The sequence below is a fragment of the Nonomuraea sp. NPDC049655 genome, from assembly GCF_044465465.1.
Classification (GTDB): domain Bacteria; phylum Actinomycetota; class Actinomycetes; order Streptosporangiales; family Streptosporangiaceae; genus Nonomuraea.
Genome location: NZ_JBITLS010000032.1, coordinates 1 through 18,961, shown reverse-complemented (window position 1 = coordinate 18,961; position 18,961 = coordinate 1). Strand labels below are relative to the sequence as shown.

The following is an 18,961-nucleotide window of genomic DNA, read 5'->3' as shown; positions in this document are numbered from 1 at the left end:
CACATGACTGGCGTGGCCCCCCCCCCCCGCCGCGGGGGCGCGGCGGGCGGCCCCCCGGCCCGCCCCCCCCCCCCCCCCGGGGGGGGGCCCGGCGGGCGCGGGCCCCTCGACGTGTCGCGAAGGGGTGTTACTTGGACTGGCTGGGCGAGGGCGCCAGCGTCTCCATCGGGGTGTTGCCCGTCGGCGCGGGCGGCAGCGGGGCCTGGTCGGACGTGGTGGTGATGGCGTCCTGGCCGCCGCAGATGGCGCCCGGCTCGGGGGTGTCACGGCCGTTCTGGTACTTCTTGATGAAGGCCGGGAGCTTGGGGTCGGACGGGTCCTGGAGCTTGAGCTGGTGGCCCCACGTCGAGGCGACGATCGGCGCCGGCAGGCCCGGGTAGGGGCTGACCAGCATGTAGTCCTGCTGACCGGTGGAGGTGGCCACGTCCTTCAGCGCGTCGAGCTGCGCCTTGGGCAGGTCGGGGCGGTAGGTGATCCAGACCGCGCCGTGCTCCAGCGAGTGCACCGCGTGCTCGTTGTGGATCGGCTTGTCGTAGACCGCGCACTGCTGCCAGTAGTTGTTGTGCTCGCCGCCGACGGGCGGGGTCTCCTTGTAGGTGACCGTCTTGGCGACGTGCTGGCCGGCCTCGTACTTGTAGTTGGTCACCGCGTCGAGCGAGGTCGCGCGCGCCTGGTTGACCAGGTAGATGCCGACCACGCCGACGAGGAGCACGACGATGAGACCGCCCGTCCCCCACATGAGCAGTGCGGCGCGGCGTTGTTTGCGCTGCTGCTCGGCCCGCATCTTCTGCAGATGCTCGCGCCGCGCCTGCGCCTTCTCCTTCGTCATCGTCCCTCCATCGGCGTACCTGACTCCGGTCACCCTATGCCCTACCGGCGTATGCGGAGAATAAGAGGCGCATAAGCGTCGGATCACAGCTTGCGCGGGGATGGGTACGCTGGACTGGCCATGGAAAAGCCCGCCAGAAAACCCGTTCTGATCGTCTGCGCCGTGCTGGTGCTCCTCGCCGCGGCGTTCCTGCTGTTCGGCCGCGACTCCACGCCCGGGGACTCCTCGCCCGAAGCCGGGTTCGCCCGCGACATGGCCACGCATCACGCGCAGGCCGTGGAGATGGCGTTCGTCATCCGGGACAAGGGCCCGGCCAAGGAGATCAGGAACCTCGCCTTCGACATCATCACCACGCAGTCCAACCAGCGCGGCATGTTCCAGGGCTGGTTGCAGCAGTGGGGCCTCGACCAGGCGACCGACCAGCGCCCGATGGCCTGGATGGCGGGCCACGGCCACGGCGCCACGCCCGCGGCGCCGGGCACGGCCGCGGGCACGGCCGCGGGCGCGATGCCCGGCATGGCCTCGCCGCAGGAGCTGGCCAAGCTCAAGGAGCTGCAGGGCGTCCAGGCCGAGGTGCTGTTCCTGCAGCTCATGATCCGCCACCACGAGGGCGGCGTGGAGATGGCCGAGGGGCTGCTCAAGCTGTCCAAGCGGGACGAGGTGGCCGGCATGGCCCAGAAGATCGTCCAGGGGCAGAGCGGTGAGATCAAGCTGATGACCGACCTGCTCAAGCAGCGGGGCGCGCAGCCGTACCCGTCGATCCTGGCCTCCTGAACCCCCGCGCGGGGCGGCGTGAGAGGCTGGAGCCCCGGAGCGCGGAAGGGCGGGCGCCATGGTCACCGCAAGGGCTGAGACGGTCGTCGTGGGGTCGGGCCCCAACGGGCTGATCGCCGCGGTCATGCTGGCCCGCGCCGGGCGCGAGGTGCTGCTGCTGGAGGCGGCCGACCGGTTCGGCGGCGGGCTGCGCTCCGGCGAGCTGACGCTGCCCGGCCGGGTGCACGACCTGGGCGCCACCGTGATGGCGATGGCGCTGGCCTCGCCGGCGATGCGGGCGCTCGACCTCAAGGGGGTCGAGTTCGCCCATCCGCCGGTGGCCGCGGCCCATCCGCTCGACGACCGTCCGGCCGTGCTGCTGCACCGCGACGCGGCCCGTACGGCCGAAGGGCTCGGCAGGGACGGCCGGGTCTGGCAGGCGACCGCGGGGGCGGCGGCGCGGGCCGGGTTCCCGCTCATGGAGGTGCTGCTCAGCCCGCTCGGGCCGTGGCGGGCCGGGCCGGGCACGTTCGCGCGGGCGGCCGGGTTCGGGGTCGCGGCAGCGCTGCCGGCCACGACGTTCGGCCGCCGGGCGCTGCGCACCGTCGAGGGGCGGGCGCTGCTGGCCGGGCTGGCCGCGCACTCCATGCTCGACCTGCGCTCCCCCGTCAGCGCCGGTTACGGGCTGGTGCTCGGGGCGCTGGCCCACCTGGTGGGCTGGCCGGTCGTGCGCGGCGGCTCGCAGGTGCTGGCCGACGCGCTGGTGGCCGAGCTGCGGTCGCTGGGCGGCGAGGCGGTGACGGGCCACCGGGTCGAGCGGCTCGACGAGCTCGACGCCCGGACGGTGGTGCTCGACGTGACGCCCCGGCAGTTCCTCGCGATGGCCGACCTGCCCGCCGGTTACCGCCGCGGCCTGCGCCGCTACCGGTACGGGCCCGGCGTCTTCAAGCTGGACTGGGCGCTCGACGGCCCGGTGCCCTGGCGTGACCCCGAGGTCGCGCGGGCCGGGACCGTGCACCTGGGCGGGACGCTGGAGGAGATCGCGCTCGCCGAGGCGGAGGTCGCCGCCGGACGGCACTCGCCCCGCCCGTACGTGCTGGTCGTGCAGCCGTACGCGGCCGATCCGACCAGGGGCGGGCACACGCTGTGGGCCTACTGCCACGTCCCCAACGGCTCGGCGGCGGACATGACGGACGCCGTCGAGGCCCAGATCGAGCGGTACGCGCCCGGTTTCCGCGACCGGGTGCTGGCCAGGCACGCGACCGGCCCCGCCGCCCTGGAGGCGGGCAACCCCAACCTGGTCGGCGGCGACATCGGCGGCGGGCTGAACGACCTGGTCCAGCTCGTGCGGCGGCCGGTCTGGTCGGCCGCGCCGTGGCGCACCCCGCTGCCGGGGGTGTTCCTCTGCTCGTCCTCGACGCCCCCGGGGCCCGGCGTGCACGGGATGGGCGGCTGGCAGGCCGCCCGCCTGGCCACGCAGGCGGAGCGGCACGCCTCCTGACCGCCGATCAGGCCCGCATCTCCTCGGCGACCGCCGCCGCGAACGCGTCGACGTCCGCCTCGGTGGTGTCGAAGGCGCACATCCAGCGCACCTCGCCGGTCGCCTCGTTCCAGGTGTAGAAGCGGAAGCGCTTCTGCAGCCGCTCGGTGACGTCCGCCGGCAGGATCGCGAAGACCGCGTTGGCCTCCACGGGCCGGGGCAGCGTGACGCCCGGGATGCGCCCCACGGCCTCGGCCAGCCGCCGCCCCATGGCGTTGGCCTGCCGCGCGTTGCGCAGCCACAGGTCGCCCGAGAGCAGCGCCTCGAACTGCGCCGAGACGAACCGCATCTTGGACGACAGCTGCATGAACGTCTTGCGGATGTAGTCGACGCCGGTGGCCGCCGACGGGTTGAGCACCACGACGGCCTCGCCGTACAGCAGGCCGATCTTGGTGCCGCCGAAGGAGAGCACGTCCACGCCCGCGTCGGTGGTCAGGGCCCGCATCGGCACGTCGAGCGCGGCCGCGGCGTTGGTCAGCCGCGAGCCGTCGAGGTGGACGAGCAGGCCGAGCTCGTGCGCGTGGGCGCAGATCGCGGCGATCTCCTCGGGCGTGTAGACGGTGCCCCACTCGGTGGTGTTGGAGATGGACACCACCTTGGGCTGGGCCCGGTGCACGTCGCCGAAGCCCCACGCCTGGCGGTCGATCAGCTCGGGGGTGAGCTTGCCGTCGGGCGTGGGCACGGTGAGCAGCTTGATGCCGCCCGCCACCTCGGGGGCGCCGCCCTCGTCGGTGTGGATGTGGGCGCTCTCGGCGCAGATGACCGCCTCCCAGTGGGCGGTCATCGCGCGCAGCGAGACCACGTTGGCCGCCGTGCCGTTGAAGACCGGCCAGGCCCGCGCCCCGTCGCCGAAGTGCCGCTGGAAGACCTGCTGCAGCGCCTCGGTGTAGACGTCGTCGCCGTAGGCGATCTGGTGACCGCCGTTGGCCTGGACGATGGCCTGGAGGATCTCCGGGTGCACGCCGGCGTAGTTGTCGCTGGCGAACGCCTTGAGCTGGGGGTCGTGCCGGGGGATCAAGAAGTGAGGTCCAATCGGGTGCCGTTGATGTCTGCGGCGGGGCGGTCGTAGAGGCCGGCGATCGCCGCCGCCAGGTCGCCGACGTCGGTGAAGCCGGGGAACTTCGCCTCCGGCTTCGCGGCCCTCATCGCGTCGTTGACCAGGGCCTTAACCACCAGTATGACCGCTGCCGCGTTCGTGCCGGACAGCGCGTCGGCCAGGGAGAGCGTCCAGGCCTCCGAGGCCGCCTTGGCCGCCGCGTAGGCCGCGCCGCCCGCCGTGGGCCGCTGGGCGGCCTTGGCGGAGATGATCACGAACCGGCCGTTGTCGCTCTTGCGCAGCAGCGGCTCGAAGGCCAGCGACACGTGCTGGAGCGTGCGGATCAGCAGGTCGTGCAGGGCGTCCCAGTCCTCCAGGCGGGTGTCGGCGAACGTGCGCGAGCCGCGCCAGCCGCCGACCAGGTGGACCACTCCGTCGACCCGGCCGTGCTCGGCGTCGATCCGGGCCGCGAGGTCCTGGACGGCCGCGCGGTCGAGCAGGTCGACGTCGTCCTTGTCGACCCCGATCACGGTGTGCCCCTGCTTGCGGAAGTGCTCGGAAACGGCTTCCCCGGTGGGGCCGCCGGCCCCCGTCACCAGGATGATCATGCGCGGATCCCCTTAGTCGACTCGACCACGTCTGTCAGCTTACGGCGCAGGGCCTCGTAGAACATGCTGAGCGGGAACTCGTCCGGCAGCACCGCGTCCACCTTGGCCTTCTGCTCCTCGGGCAGGGCCTGGACGCCCTTGGCCCACACCGAGCCGGGGGCCGGCGGCACGTACGCGCTGACCAGCTCGTGCGCGGCCAGCCAGTGGGCCAGCTTGGACCGGTCGATGCTGTCGCGGTACAACTTCTCGACCTCGCCCCGCAGGTCGGCCACGCCGTCCGCGACCCGCTCCCAGTCGATCGTGAGCCGGTTGTCGGTCCAGCGGACGATGTCGTTGCGGTGCAGGTACGCGAAGAGCAGCTGGCCGCCGAGCCCGTCGTAGTTGCGCACCCGGTCACCGGTGACCGGGAACCTGAACAGCCGGTCGAACAGGATGGCGAGCTGCACGTACCGGGCGTGCGGCACGCCCTTGCCCTCCAGCTCCACGGCCTCGCCGAACGCGGTCAGGTCGCAGCGCAGCTCCTCCAGCGAGTACAGCCAGTACGGCATCCGCTGCTTGATCATGAACGGGTCGAACGGCAGGTCGCCGTGGCTGTGCGTGCGGTCGTGGATCAGGTCCCACAGCACGAACGTGTCCTGGGCGAGCTGCTGGGAGTCCAGCAGGCGGGCGGCGTCCGGCGGCAGGTCGAGCCGGAGCGTGGCGGCGGCGGCCGCCGAGACCCGGCGGAACCGGGCGGACTCGCGGTCGGCGAAGATGCCGCCCCAGGTGAAGCGGGCCGGGGCCTGGCGCACCGCGACCGTCTCGGGGAACAGCACGGCCGAGTGGGTGTCGTAGCCGGAGGTGAAGTCCTCGAACGCGATCGGCACGAACATCGGGTTGTCGTAGCCGCCCGCCTCCAGCCGGGCCAGCCAGTCGGGCCAGATGGTGCGGATCCAGACAGCTTCGAGGTTGCGGTCGAGGTTGCCGTTCTGGGTGTACATGGGGAACACCACGACGTGCTCCAGGCCGTCCACGCGCTGGGTGTCGGGGTGGAAGAGGTCCAGGGCGCGCAGGAAGTCGGGCACGCCGAGGTCCTGCTCGGCCCAGGCGGCCAGGTCGTCCTGGACGGCCTGGAGGTACGCGGCGTCATGGGGGAAATAAGGCGAAATTTCGCCCACGCGGCGGCCGATCTCGGCGACCAGCGCCTTGGCCCGCTCCTTCTCCTCCGGCACCGAGCCGTCCTTGACCTGCAGCGGGCGCAGCTCCTCCACGGCCTCCTTGAGCCGGGCGAACAGCGCGGCCTTGGCCTCGTCCCGGGATCCGGCGGCCTCGTCGCCGCCGGGGACGCGGGCGGCCCAGGTGATCACGTTGCCCCAGAGCCTGCGGTGGTCGTAGTCCTCGATCGAGTCGTCGCCGAACAGGTCGGAGTCGGCGAACACGACGACGCGGCCCTTGCCGTGCCGCAGGGCGACGGCCAGCGGCGCGCCCGCCGGGTCGGCGGTGGCAGAGGTGGCGAACAGCACCGTCGCCTCCTCGGGGGCGGTCAGGACGCCCGAGCGGTAGAAGCAGGCCCGCTGGACGCCGGCCAGCACGCCGTCGCCCGTGGCGCGCTCGGCGAGCACCCAGGTGGCGACCTCGCGGTGGGCGTTCCTCGGGTCGCGCACGGTCGTGTGACCGACGCCGACGCCGAAGCGGGCGAGCAGCTCGGCGACGTTGTTGCCGTACTTGTCCTGCTCCTCCTCGGCCAGCACCACGAGCCCGCCGCCCTCGGCCACGAACGACTCGACGGCGTCCAGCTCGTCGGCGGCGAAGACGGGGCTGCCGTGGCCGGTGGTGCGCTCCCACCGGTCGCCGGACGGGTGGGCGATCACCAGGACGTCCTGGCCGGACAGCGCCCCGGCCGTCAGGGCGCCCTCGGTGTGGGCGAGCACGTCGTGCCCCAGATGGCGCAGCGCGGCTGCCGCGCGCGCGTAGCTGTTGTCGTCGGGATGGGCGGGATTGATGGTCTCGGCGACCTCGCGGCGGATGGTCCACGACTCGCTGTGGGCCTCGTCGAACAGCACCCGGGGGAACGATGGCATGAAATATCTCCTGTTGCTACCGCCTTCTCACGGAAAATATACACATACGTACCCCCCTGTCCGTCAAACCTCAGGCCGCACCGGGGCGCACAACCCCTGATTCGTAGGCGAAGACGACCGCCTGGGCCCGGTCCCGCAGGCACAGTTTCATCAGCACCCTGGCCACGTGCGTCTTGACCGTGGCCTCGCCGACGTACAGGTCCCTGGCGATCTCGGCGTTCGTCAGCCCCCTGGCCAGCAGCCGCAGCACCTCCAGCTCGCGCGGTGTCAGCTCGGCCAGCATCGGCGAGGGCGTGGGGTCGGCGCGCCCGGCGAACGTGGCGATGACCCGGCTGGTCACGGCCGGGTCGAGCAGCGCGTCGCCGGCGTGCACCACCCTGATCGCCTCCAGCAGCTGCTCGGGCGGCGACACCTTGAGCAGGAACCCGCTGGTGCCGGCGCGCAGCGCGGCGTAGAGGTTCTCGTCGGTGTCGAACGTCGTGAGCGTGATGACCTTGGGCGGCGAGGGCGTGTCCAGCAGCTCCTTGGCCGCGGCCAGCCCGTCGAGCCGGGGCATGGAGATGTCCATCAGGACGATGTCGGGTCTGGTGCGGCGGGCCACCGCGATGGCCTCGCGTCCGTCGCCGGCCTCGCCGACGACCTCCATGCCGGGGTCGCTCTCGACGACCATGCGCAACCCGGCCCTGACCATCGCCTGGTCGTCGGCGATGACGATTCGTATGCCCACAGGCGGAGGGTAGACGGCCGATGCCCGGCTTGGACACCCAGGTCAAGCCGGGCACAAGTCAGTTACAAGTCTACGAAGGGCGCACGCTCTGCCTGATGCGCGTCTGGACGGCGTCGTCGCAGGTGTTCTTGGCGCAGAAGTACATCACGAGCATGGTCTTGGGCTGACGGTCGATGACGTAGCTGACGAACCCGAGCCGGGTGCCGCCGGCCGGGTCGTGCAGCACGCCGTCGAAGCGGGTGGCCGGGCTGCTGCCCGCCTGGTCCTGGACCGGCTTGCCCAGGTCCACCTGGCCGGGCAGCAGGTTGTCCATCTTGCTCTTCATCTGCTCGGAGTCGCCGCCCGCGTCGAGGGTGTCGGAGACCTGGACGTACACCCCCACGGCGCTGTCGGGGTCGTCGGCGACGATCTGGGAGATCGCCGACCAGTCGGCGCCCGGACCGGCCACGAACAGCGACTCGAACTCGGTGGCGTGCGGCGAGGCCACGGCGAACAGGTCCTGGTGGGTGCGCGCGGTCCAGTCGCCGGGGTACTCGAAGGCCAGCGGCGCGGCGGCGCTGGCGGCGTAGCGCGACCAGGTGTCGCCGCGGTGGTTGAAGATGATCATCGCGACCAGCGTCAGCGCGGCCGCGGCGGCCACCAGCGTGACCGCCACGATCGGCAGCCGCCCCGGCCGCCTGGCCGGAGCCGTGGGATGGGTGGGGGCCGCGCGCCGGGAATGGTCCTCGTGCGGCCCCGAGGGCTGCCCCAGGCCGTGCGGGCCCGTGCCGGGCACCGCGTACGGGCTCTGGTGCGGTCCTGTCTGTGGGACGGCCTGAGGCCCCGTACGCGGGCCTGCCTGTGGGCCCGCCGCCGCTCCCGGGACCGGAGCCGCGTGCGGGCCGGTGCGCGGGACGGCGTGCGGGACCAGATGGGGCCCCGACGGGTGCCGGCCGCCCGGCTCGGCCTCCTGGCCGCTGATCGCGTCGCGCAGCGCGGTCACGAACTCGGCGCAGGTGGCGTAGCGCTGCTCGGGCGCCTTGGCCAGCGCGCGCGCCATCACGACGTCCACCTGCGGCGGCAGCTCGGGACGCAGCTGCGACAGCGGCGCCGGCTGCTCGGCCAGGTGCGCCCACAGCAGCGCGATGTCGTTCTCCCGCTGGAACGGCAGCCGCGCGCTCAGCGCCTCGTAGACCACGCAGGCCAGCGCGTACTGGTCGCACCGGCCGTCGATGTGCTCCTTGTTGATCTGCTCGGGCGACATGTACCGGGGCGTGCCGATGAACTGGTCGGTCTGGGTCAGGCCGGAGATCGACGAGCGGTGCTTGGTGATGCCGAAGTCGGTCAGGTAGACGTGGTCGCCGGCCAGCAGGATGTTGGCCGGTTTCACGTCGCGGTGGATCAGGTCGTGGGCGTGCGCGGCGTCGAGCGCGGCGGCCGTCTGGGCGAAGATCTGGCTGGCCTGGGCGAGCGGCAGCGGGCCCCGGTCGTAGATGAGCCGGCGCAGGTCGAGGCCGTCCACGTAGCGCATGGCGATGTACAGCACGCCGTCGGCGTCGGCGTTGGCCTCGTAGATGGGGATGATGTTGGGGTGCTCGATGCTGGCGACCGTCCTGGACTCCAGGATGAAGCGCTGGCGGAACCTGTCGTCCACGGAGAGCACCGGGTTGAGGATCTTCAACGCCACGCGGCGGCTCAGCCGGGGGTCGAGCGCCAGGTAGACGACGGCCATGCCGCCCTTGCCGACGATGTCCTCGATGTAGTACCCGGCCACCTCCTGGCCGATGAGCGATCTGTCGTTCAATTGCATCACGTCTCGATGGGATGGCCGCAGTAGCCGCAGAAACGATGGGCCGGGCCGAGCCTCATGCCGCACGAGGTGCAGTACTTGACCGGCGGCGAGTCGGGGGCGGTCATCACCTGCTGCTGCTGCGGGACCGCCTGGAACGGCTGCGAGCGGCGCACGACGACGGTCTGGCTGGCGCCCTCGTCGAAGGGCGAGGGCACCGGCAGGGGCTCCGGCGGCTCGACCGGTCTCTCCGGGGCCCGCCGCCGCCACAGCAGGAACACCAGGCCGGCCCCGGCGATGAGCAGCAGCCCGGCCGCCACCAGGAACGGCCACAGCGGCGTGGAGCGCGACGGGGGCGCCGCCGCCTGCTTGGTGCCCTGGTCCTCGGGGCCGCCGCGCTTGGCCAGCGACGTCTTGAGCAGCGTGGCGGCCACCACGTTGCCGGGGTAGAGCTCCAGGACGCGCTGGAAGCCCGGCGCCGCCTCGGTGTAGTACCTGGTGTGGTAGCGGGTCAGCGCGGCCTCGAAGGCGGTGTCGATCGCGCCCCTGCGCGGCGCGACCTTGGCCGCGGCCAGGGTGGCGGTGATCTCCCGGACCCCCAGCATGGCGGCCGACTTGCCGCCGCCGATGAGCATGCCGATGACGTGCCCGTCCTTGTCGCCGATCACCGGCGCGCCGGCCAGGCCCTGGTCGACCAGGGCGCCCAGCTTGACCGGCTCGTCCACCTTCTTCTCCGGGTCGGCGAACGGCCTGCCGGACACGCCGGCCTGGCCGCCCTTGGCCAGGTGGGCGATCTGCACGGTCTCCTGGACGCCGGGCCCCGGCCGGCCGAGGAAGCCGGCCACGTTGGTCGGCGAGCCCTCCTGCTCGGGCACCTTGTCGGCGAGCGGCGCGGTCGGCATGCCGACGCTGCCGGCGGCGGGCGTGAGCGGGACCAGCACGGCGGGCGTGTCGGGGGTCTTGCCGGCCTTGATGCACTTGTACTTCAGGCCCTGGCCGGGCGGCGAGACGTTGGTGAACACCGTGATGTCGGTGGTCACGTCGATGATGCAGGTGGCGGTGCTGGTCTTGGGCGGGTAGCACTCCTGCAGGTGGTGGTCGAGCAGGTCGTCCTTGAGCTTGTGCTTCTGGTAGTCGAGCGGGATCTTCACCTTGTGGTGCTCGGCGAAGATCTTGTTGGCGGCGTAGACGGCGACGTCATCGGGGTTGACGGCGTTGCGCCTGAGCGTGACGACGTCGCCCTCGGGGTTGACGACGGTCCCCGTGCCCGAGGCGAACGGGATGTCGTAGGAGCGCTCCACGTGTTTCAGCTCGCCGATGTGGTCGAGCAGGGTGATCTCCACATGGGACACCGCCTCCACCCGCACCACGGCCGGCGTCACCAGATCGGTGATCCCGCTGGGATGGTTGTGGGCCGCGGCGGGGAGAGCGGCGGGGATCGCGAGCAGCACGAGCGCCGCCGCCACGCCGCCCGCCAGAGCTGTGATGCGCGCCATCTTGGCTCCAAACACTGAATAGATCCAGGTTCCCAATCAGATGCCGTAAGTCAAGAGATCGATACATAGACAAGCGCTTGCTCGGGGATCTACCGTACCGGGATGGGGTTCGCGATCGGCGTCGACGTCGGCGGCACCTTCACCGACGTGGTCCTGAGCGGCCCCGACGGGGTCACCGCCGTGGCCAAGTGTCTGAGCACCCACGACGACCCCATCGCGGGCATACTCACCGGCGTTACTCGCGCGCTCGGATCCGTGGACCCCGCCCGGGTCACCCGGGTCGTGCACGCCACCACGCTGGCGACCAACGCGGTGCTCGAACGCACCGGCGCGCGGGTGGCGTTCGTGACCACCCGGGGCTTCCGCGCCGCCGTCCCGCTCGGCCGTTACGCCCGCGTGGAGGAGGACCGGTACGACCTGCGCTTCACGCCGCCCCCTCCCCCGGTCGCGCCCGGCGACTGCTTCGAGGTGGACGAGCGCGTCTCGGCCCGCGGCGCCGTGCTCACCCCCCTTGACCCCGGCTCGGTACGGCGGGCCGCGGCGGAGATCGCCCGGCGCGGCATCACCTCGGCGGCCGTCTGCCTGCTGCACTCCTACGCCGAGCCCGCCCACGAACGGCGGGCCGCGGCGATCCTGCGCGAGCACGTGCCGCACGTGGTGGCCTCCTGCGAGATCTGGCCCGAGATCCGCGAGTACGAGCGCGCCACCACCACCATCATGTCCGCCTACATCGGCCCGCTGATGACCTCCTACCTGTCGCGCCTGCGCGAGCGCCTGGCCGCGATCGGGATCGACGCGCCCGTGCACGTCATGGAGTCCGGCGGCGGGGTCGTCTCGGCCGAGCTGGCGGCCCGGCGCGCGGTGTCCACCATCGAGTCCGGGCCGGCCGCCGGAGTGCTGGCGGCGGCCGCGACCGGGCTGCCGGACGTGATCTCGTTCGACATGGGCGGCACGACGGCCAAGGCGTGCGTGGTGCGCGGGGGGCGTCCGGAGATCACCCACGAGTTCCACGTGGGCGGCAAGGGCAGCTTCGGCGGGCGGCGGGCGGGCACCGGCGTGCCGATCAAGACGCCGGCCATCGACCTGGCCGAGGTCGGCGCGGGCGGGGGCAGCATCGCGTGGCTGGACCCGGCGGGCGCGCTGCGCGTCGGGCCCCGGTCGGCGGGCTCGTCCCCCGGTCCCGCCTGCTACGGGCTCGGCGGCGGCGAGCCGACGGTCACCGACGCCGACCTCGTGCTCGGCTATCTCTCCTCGGCCTCGATGCCGCTGTCGGCGCCGCTCGCGGCCAAGGCCGTGGACCGGCTGGCCGGGCCGCTCGGGGTGTCCCGGGAGGAGGCGGCGCACGCCGTGCACGAGATCGTCAACGCCTCGATGGCCGCGGCCGTGCACGTGGTGACGGTCCAGCGCGGGATCGACCCGCGGGGGTTCGCGCTGGTGGCGTTCGGCGGCGCGGGGCCGATGCACGCGGCCGGGGTGGCGCGGCGGTTCGGGATCGCGACGGTGGTGGTGCCCGCGTACTGCGGGGTGGCCTCGGCGGCCGGGCTGCTGGCGGGGGCGCTGTCGACGGACCGGGTGCTGTCGCGGCTGGACGCGGGCGACCCGGAGGAGGTCTTCGCCGCGCTGGCCGCCGACGCCGCCGCCGACCTGGGCGTCGCCCGGGTGCGGGTGGCCCGGTCGGTGGACGTGCGGTTCAAGGGCCAGTCGCACGACCTGACCGTGGACTGGGCGGAGTCGCGGGAGGAGCTGGCGTCGCGGTTCTTCGCGAAATATGCGCAGGTGTATGGGATTGTCCAGCAGGGGGAGATCGAGCTGGTCAGCTACCGCGTCCGCGTCACCGACGCCGCCACGCCCGCCACGCCTGCCACGCCCGCCGCACCTGGGTCTGGTGGGGACGCGGAGAGCCGCAGGAGGGCGTACTTCCCCGAGGCCGGCGGGTGGCTCGACGTCCCCGTGCACACCCGGCGGACGCTGGGCCGGGTGCGCGGCCCGGCGATCGTCGAGGACGCCGAGTCCACGATCGTCGTCCCGCCCGGCTGGCGGGCGGCGGCCGGCCCGTCGGGCGCGGTGCGCCTGACCCTGGAGGGGGCCGCGTGAACGACGCCCTGACCGCCGAGGTGCTGAGGAACGCGCTGGTCGTGGCCGCCGAGGAGGCCAGCATCGTGGTGGTGCGGTCGGCGTACTCGACGTTCATCGTGGAGGGCTCCGACGCCTCGGCGGCGATCCTGGACGCCGGGGGCCGCCTGGTCGCGCAGTCCATGGCGACCACGCTGATGAACAGCATGGCACTGAAGGCCGCGCTGCCCGAGCTGCTGAAGGACGTCCCGCCGCACACCATGCGGCCCGGCGAGGCGTACGCGCTCAACGACGCCTACCGGGGCGGCGTGCACACCAACGACCTGCTGGTCTACCGGCCGGTGTTCGCCGGCGGGGTCCCGGCGTACTTCACCGCCACCATGATCCACGTCTCCGACCTGGGCGGGCTGTCGGCCGGCGGGATGGCCCCGCTGGCCACCGACATCTTCCTCGAAGGGCTCCAGCTCCCGCCGGTCCGCCTGGCCACCCGGGACGGCCTCGAACCGGCTGTGGAGGCCGTCCTGCGGGCCAACAGCCGCACGCCCGACAAGGTCATGGGCGACGTGCGGGCGCTGGTCGCCGGGACGGCGGTGGCCGCCGCCCGCGTGGAGGCCCTGATGGCCGAGTACGGCGTGGCGGGCCTGGCCGCGGGCGTCGAGGACTACCTGGACCACACCGAGACCAGGACCCGCGCGGCGCTGGCGGAGCTGCCCCGGGGGCGGTTCGAGGCGTCGTACCCGATCGACGACGACGGGGTGCGGCCGGGGGTGGCGCACCACGTACGGGTCGCCGTCACGCTCGGCGGGGACGCGGCCGTCCTCGACTTCACCGGCACCGGGCCGCAGGTGCCCGCCGCGATCAACGCCTCGGCGTCGCAGTCGCTGGCGGCGGCCGTCTTCGCGGTGCGCTGCTTCCTGGACCCGACGATCCCGATGAACGACGGCTGCCTGCGCGCGATCGAGGTCGTCCTGCCGGAGGGCTCCCTGCTGAACGCCCGTTCGCCGCATCCGTGCGGCGGCCGGTACGTCCCCATCTACGCCGCCATGGAAGCGGTGTTCCAGGCGATGTCGGACGCGATGCCGGACCGCGCGATCGCGGCCAGCGGGATCCTCCAGCCGTTCTCGATCGCGGCGGTGGGGGCGCCGTACTGGATCCACCTGTCCTACGACTTCGGCGGGGTGGGCGCCCGGCAGGGGCTGGACGGGCCGGACGCGACGGGCGTGCACTTCGGCATCGGCCGCAACTCGGTGCCGCAGGCCGAGCCGGTGGAGAGCCGCTGCCCGCTGATCGTGGAGTCGGTCGGGACGATCGCCGACTCCGGCGGCCCCGGCCGCTTCCGGGGCGGGCTCGGCTCGCGTACCGTCTACCGCTTCCTGGCCGACTGCCACGTCACCACCCGCGGCGACCGCCTGCGCCTCCCGCCCCCGGGCCGGGACGGCGGCCTGCCCGGCAGGGTGGGCGGCTTCCACAAGCGCCACCTGGACGGGCGGGTGGAACGCCTGGCCTCGAAGGTCAACAACGTGCGGTTCGCGGCGGGCGAGGCGTTCGTCGTGGAGACCACGGGCGGCGGCGGCCTCGGCCCCCCGTCGGAAAGGGACCCGGCGGCGATCCTGGCCGACCTGGAGTCCGGCCACATCACCGCCGAAGGCGCCGCGAAGGACTACGGCTTCGAACCCCGCGGGGCGACCAGGACGGCCGGATCGAAGCTCACCGGATAGGGCGCCGAGAGACTGACCGTGGTGCCTGCCTCGTACGCGACGGGCCCCTTGTAGGAGTCGTCGTCGAGCTCGTAGACGTAGAGCATCGGCCCCTCATCGGGTTCTACGCGCCAGTAGACGGGGATTCCGGCTGCCGCGTAGGACAGCACTTTGTTCGTACCGTCGAACAGCCGGGTGTGCGGGCCTGCGACCTCCACGGCCAGCAACACGTCGCCAGCCGCGAGCGGCCCCGATCCGCAGGCTTTTTCGGGCACCACGACGAGGTCGGGGATGTGGAGGCATTCCTCGTCGGCGCGAACGCCGACGCCGGGCAAGGGCTCCAGCCCGGGCGGGGCCGCGTCGTCGAGAATCACCAGCAGCCGGCTGATCACCCGCTGGTGATCGGGGGTGGAGGGAGGACTCACCACCAGGCTCCCGTAGACGCGCTCGTAACGGTCCCCGCCGTTGGGGAACGTAAGGAGGTCATCGTCCGGGCCGGGAAGAACGGTGCACTTTGTGGGGGGTTCGATCGGCGTTGCGGTCACTCGCTCAGTATCGCGAGTCACGCCCTTGCCCACATGCCACTTCCCCCAACATGGTCACCTGTAGTCACCGGGCCGCCACGCCTCGGCGCCGCGGCGGACGGCGGTGTGGACGGCGCGGGCCGCGCGGGCGCCCCACTCCGAGCGGGGGCCGCCGAAGAGCTGCTCGGGGCCGTCCTGCGGCACCACCACGCAGACGGCGTCCGAGGCGGTGCCCGTGCAGGGGTAGCCGGCCTCGATCAGCGCCTGGGTCTTGGCCTCGGTGACCGTCATGACCAGGTTCACCAGGGCGGCGTCGGTCATGGCGACGGGCAGGACGGTGACGATGTTGACGGTGCCCGCCCGCATGGGGGCGAGTTCGGGGTCGGCGGCGCCCTCGGGGGCGGCGGCCCAGGTGGGGACGCGCAGCCCGACGGTGGCCACGGCCTCGGCTCCCCCGTCGGCGGCCCGCACGTACCGGTCGACGGAGGCGGCGGTCAGCATGCCGACGCCGGGGCCGGACGGGCCCAGCTCGACCAGGTGGTCCACCGGGTCCATCCGCGCGTAACCGGCCACGACCTGGGCGTTCAGCACCCATTCGCGGGGGCCGATGCCGCCGCCGAGCATGGCCGAGGAGATCATCCGGAAGCCGGGCCCGAACTCCCACAGCAGGGACCCCAGCCGGGTCCCCTCCTCCACGCGATAGGTCAGCTTCACGTCCCACCTCGCACCAGGTGCACCACGGGCCGCCCGTCGGGGCCCGGCTCGATCTTGACACGGGCGTCGAAGTGCCGTCCGATCAGCGCCTCGGTGAGCACCTGTTCGGGGCGGCCCGTGGCGGCGGCGTGGCCGTCGGCCAGCAGCATCAGGGAGTCGGCGTACAGGCCGGCGACGGTCAGGTCGTGCAGGGTGGTGACGACGGTCAGGCCGTCGGCGCGGCGCAGGCGGTCGACCAGTTCCAGCACCTGCTGCTGGTGGCCGAGGTCGAGCGCGGTGGTGGGCTCGTCGAGCAGCAGCACGGGGGCCTGCTGGGCCAGCGCCCTGGCCAGCACGACGCGCTGGCGCTCGCCGCCGGACAGCTCGCCGACGCGGCGTCCGGCGAAGGAGGTCAGGTCCAGCCGGTCCAGCACGGACCCGGTCACCTCGCGGTCGTGCCGGCTCTCCCGTCCCAGGTAGGGGATGTACGGCGTGCGCCCCAGCAGGGCGTAGTCGAAGACCGTCATGTCGGGCGGCAGGGCGGGCGTCTGCGGGGCGTAGGCCAGCAGCCTGGCGCGCTCGCGGGGCTTGAGCGCGGCGAGCGGGCGCTCGTCGAGCACGACCTCGCCCTGGTGCGGGACGATCGCGCCCATGACGGTCTTGAGCAGCGTGGACTTGCCCGCGCCGTTGGGCCCGATGATCGCCAGCCACTCGCCGCGCCGCACGTGCGCGTCCACGCCGGTCAGCACGTCGCGCTCGCCCAGGCGCACCGACAGGGCCCGTACGCCGATCACGTGGCCACCCGCCTGGTCATGCGCAGGACGCCGACGAAGAACGGCGCCCCGACGAACATCGTGACGACCCCGATGGGCAGCTCGGCCGGCGCGATCACGGTACGGGCGATGAGGTCGGCCGCCACGAGGAAGGCGGCGCCGCCGATCAGCGACAGCGGCAGCACGATCCGGTACGAGCCGCCCGCCAGCCGCCGGACGACGTGCGGCACGACCACGCCGACGAACCCGATGAGCCCGCTGACCGCCACGGCCGACGCGGTGGCCAGCGAGGCGGCCACGAGGACGGTCAGGCGCACCCGCCCGGCCCGTACGCCGAGGCTGCCGGCCTCCTCGTCGCCGACGCTGAGCACGTCCAGCATCCGGCCGTGCAGCAGGAGCAGGACGGAGGAGACCGCGGCGTACGGCAGCACCAGCAGGAGCTGGTCCCATCCGCCGCCGACGTCGCCGAGGATCCAGGAGTAGATGCGCTCCAGCTCCTCGACCTTGAGCTGCTGGACGAACGTCTGGATCGCGGTCAGGAACGACGTGACCGCCACCCCGGCCAGCACCAATGTCGCGGTGCCGCCACCGGTGCCGCCACCGGTGCCGCCGGAGCGGCCGGCCGCGTTGCCCAGCGTGTACGCCAGGAACACCCCGCCCACCGCCCCGGCGAAGGCGGCGACGGGGATGCTCGCGCTCGCGCCGGGCAGCAGCACGATGGCCAGCGTCGTGGCCAGCCCGGCGCCGGAGGCGGCCCCCAGCAGGTACGGGTCGGCCAGCGGGTTGCGGAACACGCCCTGGTACCCGGCGCCGGCCATGGCCAGCAGGCCGCCCACGACCGCGGCGACGAGCACCCTGGGCAGGCGCAGCTCGTACAGCAGGCCCTGCTCGACCGGCGCGAGGCCCGAGTCGGCCGAGACGAACGGCAACCAGTCCGCCACCTGGAGGACCACCTGCCACGGCGAGATGTCCGCCGCGCCGCCGAGCAGCCCGGCGACCATCGTCAGGGCCAGCACGGCGAGGGCGCCCGCCACCCAGACCGGACGCGCCCTCGACGGCTGCGCCTTGCCTGTCACGCTCAGCCCGCGCCGCCGGCCTTGGCCACGGCCGCGCCGATCGCCTGGGCCAGGTCCACGACGCGCGGGCCCCAGCGGGAGGCGAGGTCGTCGTCGAGCTGGATCACCTGGTCGTTCTTGACGGCCGAGAGGTTCTTCCAGCCGGGCCGCTTGGCCAGCGTCTCCTTGCTCTGCTGGCAGCACTTGACGTCGGCCAGGAAGATCAGCGCGGGGTCGGCCTGGGCGACGAACTCGGCCGACAGCTTGGGGTAGCCGCCCGCCGCGTCCGGGGCCTGGTCGGCGATGTTGGTCAGCCCGAACATGCCGTAGACCTGGCCGATGAACGTCTTGGACGTGGCGGCGTACGGCGTCTGGTCCAGCTCGTGGTAATAGGTGAGCTTCTTGTCCTTGGGGGCGTCGGCGGCCAGCTTGGCCATGGCCGCCTTCATGCCGGAGACGACCTCGTCGGCCTTGGCCTTGTTGCCGGTGGCCGCGCCGATCTCGCTGATCTCCTCGTACGCCTCCTCCAGCCCGGTGGCGGCCGGTTCGAGCAGGACGGGGACGTTCACCTTGGCCAGCTCGGCGACGATCTTGTCCTGGTCGTTGGAGAGGATGACCAGGTCGGGCTTCTTGGCGATGATCGCCTCGACGTTCGGCTTGAAGCCGGACAGGTCGCTCTTGGGCGCCTCCGGCGGGTAGTTCGACTGGTCGTCCACCGCGACGACCTGGGGGCCGGCGCCGACCGCGAACAGCGTCTCGGTGTGGGTGGCCGAGAGCGAGACGATGCGTTCGGGCTTCTTGGCGAGGGTGACCTTGCCGTTGCCCGCCTCGACGGTGACCGGGAAGTCCCCGGTGCTCGCCGCCGCGGTCGCGGCAGGGGGGCCGGTGGGGGAATCGGTGGGGGAATTCGAGGGGGCGACATTGGCGCCGGTCTGGCCACATCCGGCCAGGACGAGCGTTCCCAGCAGCGCGCCCGCGAAGGCCGTGCGTACGGGCCTCACGAGTAGTCCTTTCACACTGTCGGAACCGAGAGACCCGCGATGAGCGACGGATCACCCTTTTCCACGAGGGTTGATGACGTCGGCGCAGAGGCAGGCGACCTGGCTATGACAGTTGCGGGACAGCGCCGGAATCGCACCGGACTTCGCTGCAGCACTGCGCGTCGGACAAACGTTATCAATGCCCCAGACGTCCTCGACGTCAAGGGGTCTCGGGGTCAGGCGACGAAACCCCCGGGGTCAGACATCCCTGGACGTTGAGTGTCAAGCGGTGAGGTCGTAGTCGTGGTGTGACCAGGCGGTTGCTTGGTCGTAGTGGCTGTGGGTTTTG

Annotated in this window: 16 protein-coding genes; 4 read left to right on the top strand and 12 right to left on the bottom strand. The window is 72.7% G+C overall.

The window, feature by feature from the left end:
* Positions 1 to 127: 127 nt before the first annotated feature.
* Entirely contained in the window at positions 128 to 829 is a 702-nt protein-coding gene (locus tag ACIBQ6_RS50605) for a DUF3105 domain-containing protein (RefSeq protein WP_358302375.1), read from the bottom strand.
* Between the two features lie 120 nt (positions 830 to 949).
* On the opposite strand from ACIBQ6_RS50605, the gene ACIBQ6_RS50600 reads away from it, so the two are divergent.
* Positions 950 to 1,603 carry a DUF305 domain-containing protein gene (locus ACIBQ6_RS50600; RefSeq protein ID WP_358302379.1) on the top strand — a complete coding sequence of 218 codons (654 nt, stop codon included), beginning with the start codon at positions 950 to 952 and terminating at the stop codon, positions 1,601 to 1,603.
* Positions 1,604 to 1,661: 58 nt separating this feature from the next.
* Positions 1,662 to 3,083: a phytoene desaturase family protein gene (locus tag ACIBQ6_RS50595; RefSeq protein ID WP_397219619.1), complete on the top strand. Its 1,422-nt coding sequence runs from the start codon at positions 1,662 to 1,664 to the stop codon at positions 3,081 to 3,083.
* Positions 3,084 to 3,090: 7 nt separating this feature from the next.
* On the opposite strand, the gene ACIBQ6_RS50590 is transcribed toward ACIBQ6_RS50595, so the two are convergent.
* From ACIBQ6_RS50590 to ACIBQ6_RS50565, 6 genes are all read right to left on the bottom strand, one after another.
* The gene (locus ACIBQ6_RS50590) at positions 3,091 to 4,140 is read right to left on the bottom strand and encodes a low specificity L-threonine aldolase (protein WP_352353523.1); all 1,050 of its coding nucleotides are present in this window, start codon (positions 4,138 to 4,140) and stop codon (positions 3,091 to 3,093) included.
* Positions 4,137 to 4,766 (bottom strand): SDR family NAD(P)-dependent oxidoreductase, encoded by a 630-nt coding sequence (locus tag ACIBQ6_RS50585; RefSeq protein ID WP_397162303.1) that lies wholly within the window; start codon positions 4,764 to 4,766, stop codon positions 4,137 to 4,139. The genes ACIBQ6_RS50590 and ACIBQ6_RS50585 overlap by 4 nt, the downstream gene beginning before the upstream one ends.
* Entirely contained in the window at positions 4,763 to 6,826 is a 2,064-nt protein-coding gene (locus tag ACIBQ6_RS50580) for a DUF6421 family protein (RefSeq protein ID WP_397219618.1), read from the bottom strand. Before ACIBQ6_RS50580 ends, ACIBQ6_RS50585 begins: the two co-directional genes overlap by 4 nt.
* Before the next feature lie 70 nt (positions 6,827 to 6,896).
* Positions 6,897 to 7,553 carry a response regulator transcription factor gene (locus ACIBQ6_RS50575; RefSeq protein WP_125630960.1) on the bottom strand — a complete coding sequence of 219 codons (657 nt, stop codon included), beginning with the start codon at positions 7,551 to 7,553 and terminating at the stop codon, positions 6,897 to 6,899.
* A gap of 70 nt (positions 7,554 to 7,623) precedes the next feature.
* Positions 7,624 to 9,342 carry a serine/threonine protein kinase gene (locus ACIBQ6_RS50570; protein ID WP_397219620.1) on the bottom strand — a complete coding sequence of 573 codons (1,719 nt, stop codon included), beginning with the start codon at positions 9,340 to 9,342 and terminating at the stop codon, positions 7,624 to 7,626.
* On the bottom strand, positions 9,342 to 10,817 hold the full coding sequence (locus tag ACIBQ6_RS50565) for a hypothetical protein (RefSeq protein WP_358302386.1): 1,476 nt from the start codon (positions 10,815 to 10,817) through the stop codon (positions 9,342 to 9,344). The genes ACIBQ6_RS50570 and ACIBQ6_RS50565 overlap by 1 nt, the downstream gene beginning before the upstream one ends.
* A 102-nt stretch (positions 10,818 to 10,919) precedes the next feature.
* Between ACIBQ6_RS50565 and ACIBQ6_RS50560 the strand changes: the two genes are divergently transcribed.
* Together ACIBQ6_RS50560 and ACIBQ6_RS50555 are read left to right on the top strand one after the other, a co-directional pair.
* Entirely contained in the window at positions 10,920 to 12,911 is a 1,992-nt protein-coding gene (locus tag ACIBQ6_RS50560) for a hydantoinase/oxoprolinase family protein (protein WP_397219617.1), read from the top strand.
* Positions 12,908 to 14,608: a hydantoinase B/oxoprolinase family protein gene (locus ACIBQ6_RS50555; RefSeq protein WP_397219616.1), complete on the top strand. Its 1,701-nt coding sequence runs from the start codon at positions 12,908 to 12,910 to the stop codon at positions 14,606 to 14,608. The genes ACIBQ6_RS50560 and ACIBQ6_RS50555 overlap by 4 nt, the downstream gene beginning before the upstream one ends.
* Here the strand turns inward: ACIBQ6_RS50555 and ACIBQ6_RS50550 are convergent.
* From ACIBQ6_RS50550 to ACIBQ6_RS50530, 5 genes are read right to left on the bottom strand one after another with little or no spacing between them, the layout of a single operon-like run.
* Entirely contained in the window at positions 14,551 to 15,132 is a 582-nt protein-coding gene (locus tag ACIBQ6_RS50550; RefSeq protein WP_397219615.1) for a Uma2 family endonuclease, read from the bottom strand. The two genes, ACIBQ6_RS50555 and ACIBQ6_RS50550, sit on opposite strands and share 58 nt — an antisense overlap.
* Before the next feature lie 54 nt (positions 15,133 to 15,186).
* On the bottom strand, positions 15,187 to 15,825 hold the full coding sequence (locus ACIBQ6_RS50545) for an adenosylcobinamide amidohydrolase (protein WP_364332063.1): 639 nt from the start codon (positions 15,823 to 15,825) through the stop codon (positions 15,187 to 15,189).
* Positions 15,822 to 16,598 (bottom strand): ABC transporter ATP-binding protein, encoded by a 777-nt coding sequence (locus ACIBQ6_RS50540; RefSeq protein ID WP_358302401.1) that lies wholly within the window; start codon positions 16,596 to 16,598, stop codon positions 15,822 to 15,824. Before ACIBQ6_RS50540 ends, ACIBQ6_RS50545 begins: the two co-directional genes overlap by 4 nt.
* Complete coding sequence (locus ACIBQ6_RS50535) at positions 16,595 to 17,653, bottom strand: iron ABC transporter permease (protein ID WP_358302404.1); 1,059 nt, start codon at positions 17,651 to 17,653, stop codon at positions 16,595 to 16,597. The genes ACIBQ6_RS50540 and ACIBQ6_RS50535 overlap by 4 nt, the downstream gene beginning before the upstream one ends.
* Positions 17,654 to 17,655: 2 nt before the next feature.
* On the bottom strand, positions 17,656 to 18,633 hold the full coding sequence (locus ACIBQ6_RS50530; RefSeq protein ID WP_358302406.1) for an ABC transporter substrate-binding protein: 978 nt from the start codon (positions 18,631 to 18,633) through the stop codon (positions 17,656 to 17,658).
* Positions 18,634 to 18,961: the final 328 nt, after the last annotated feature.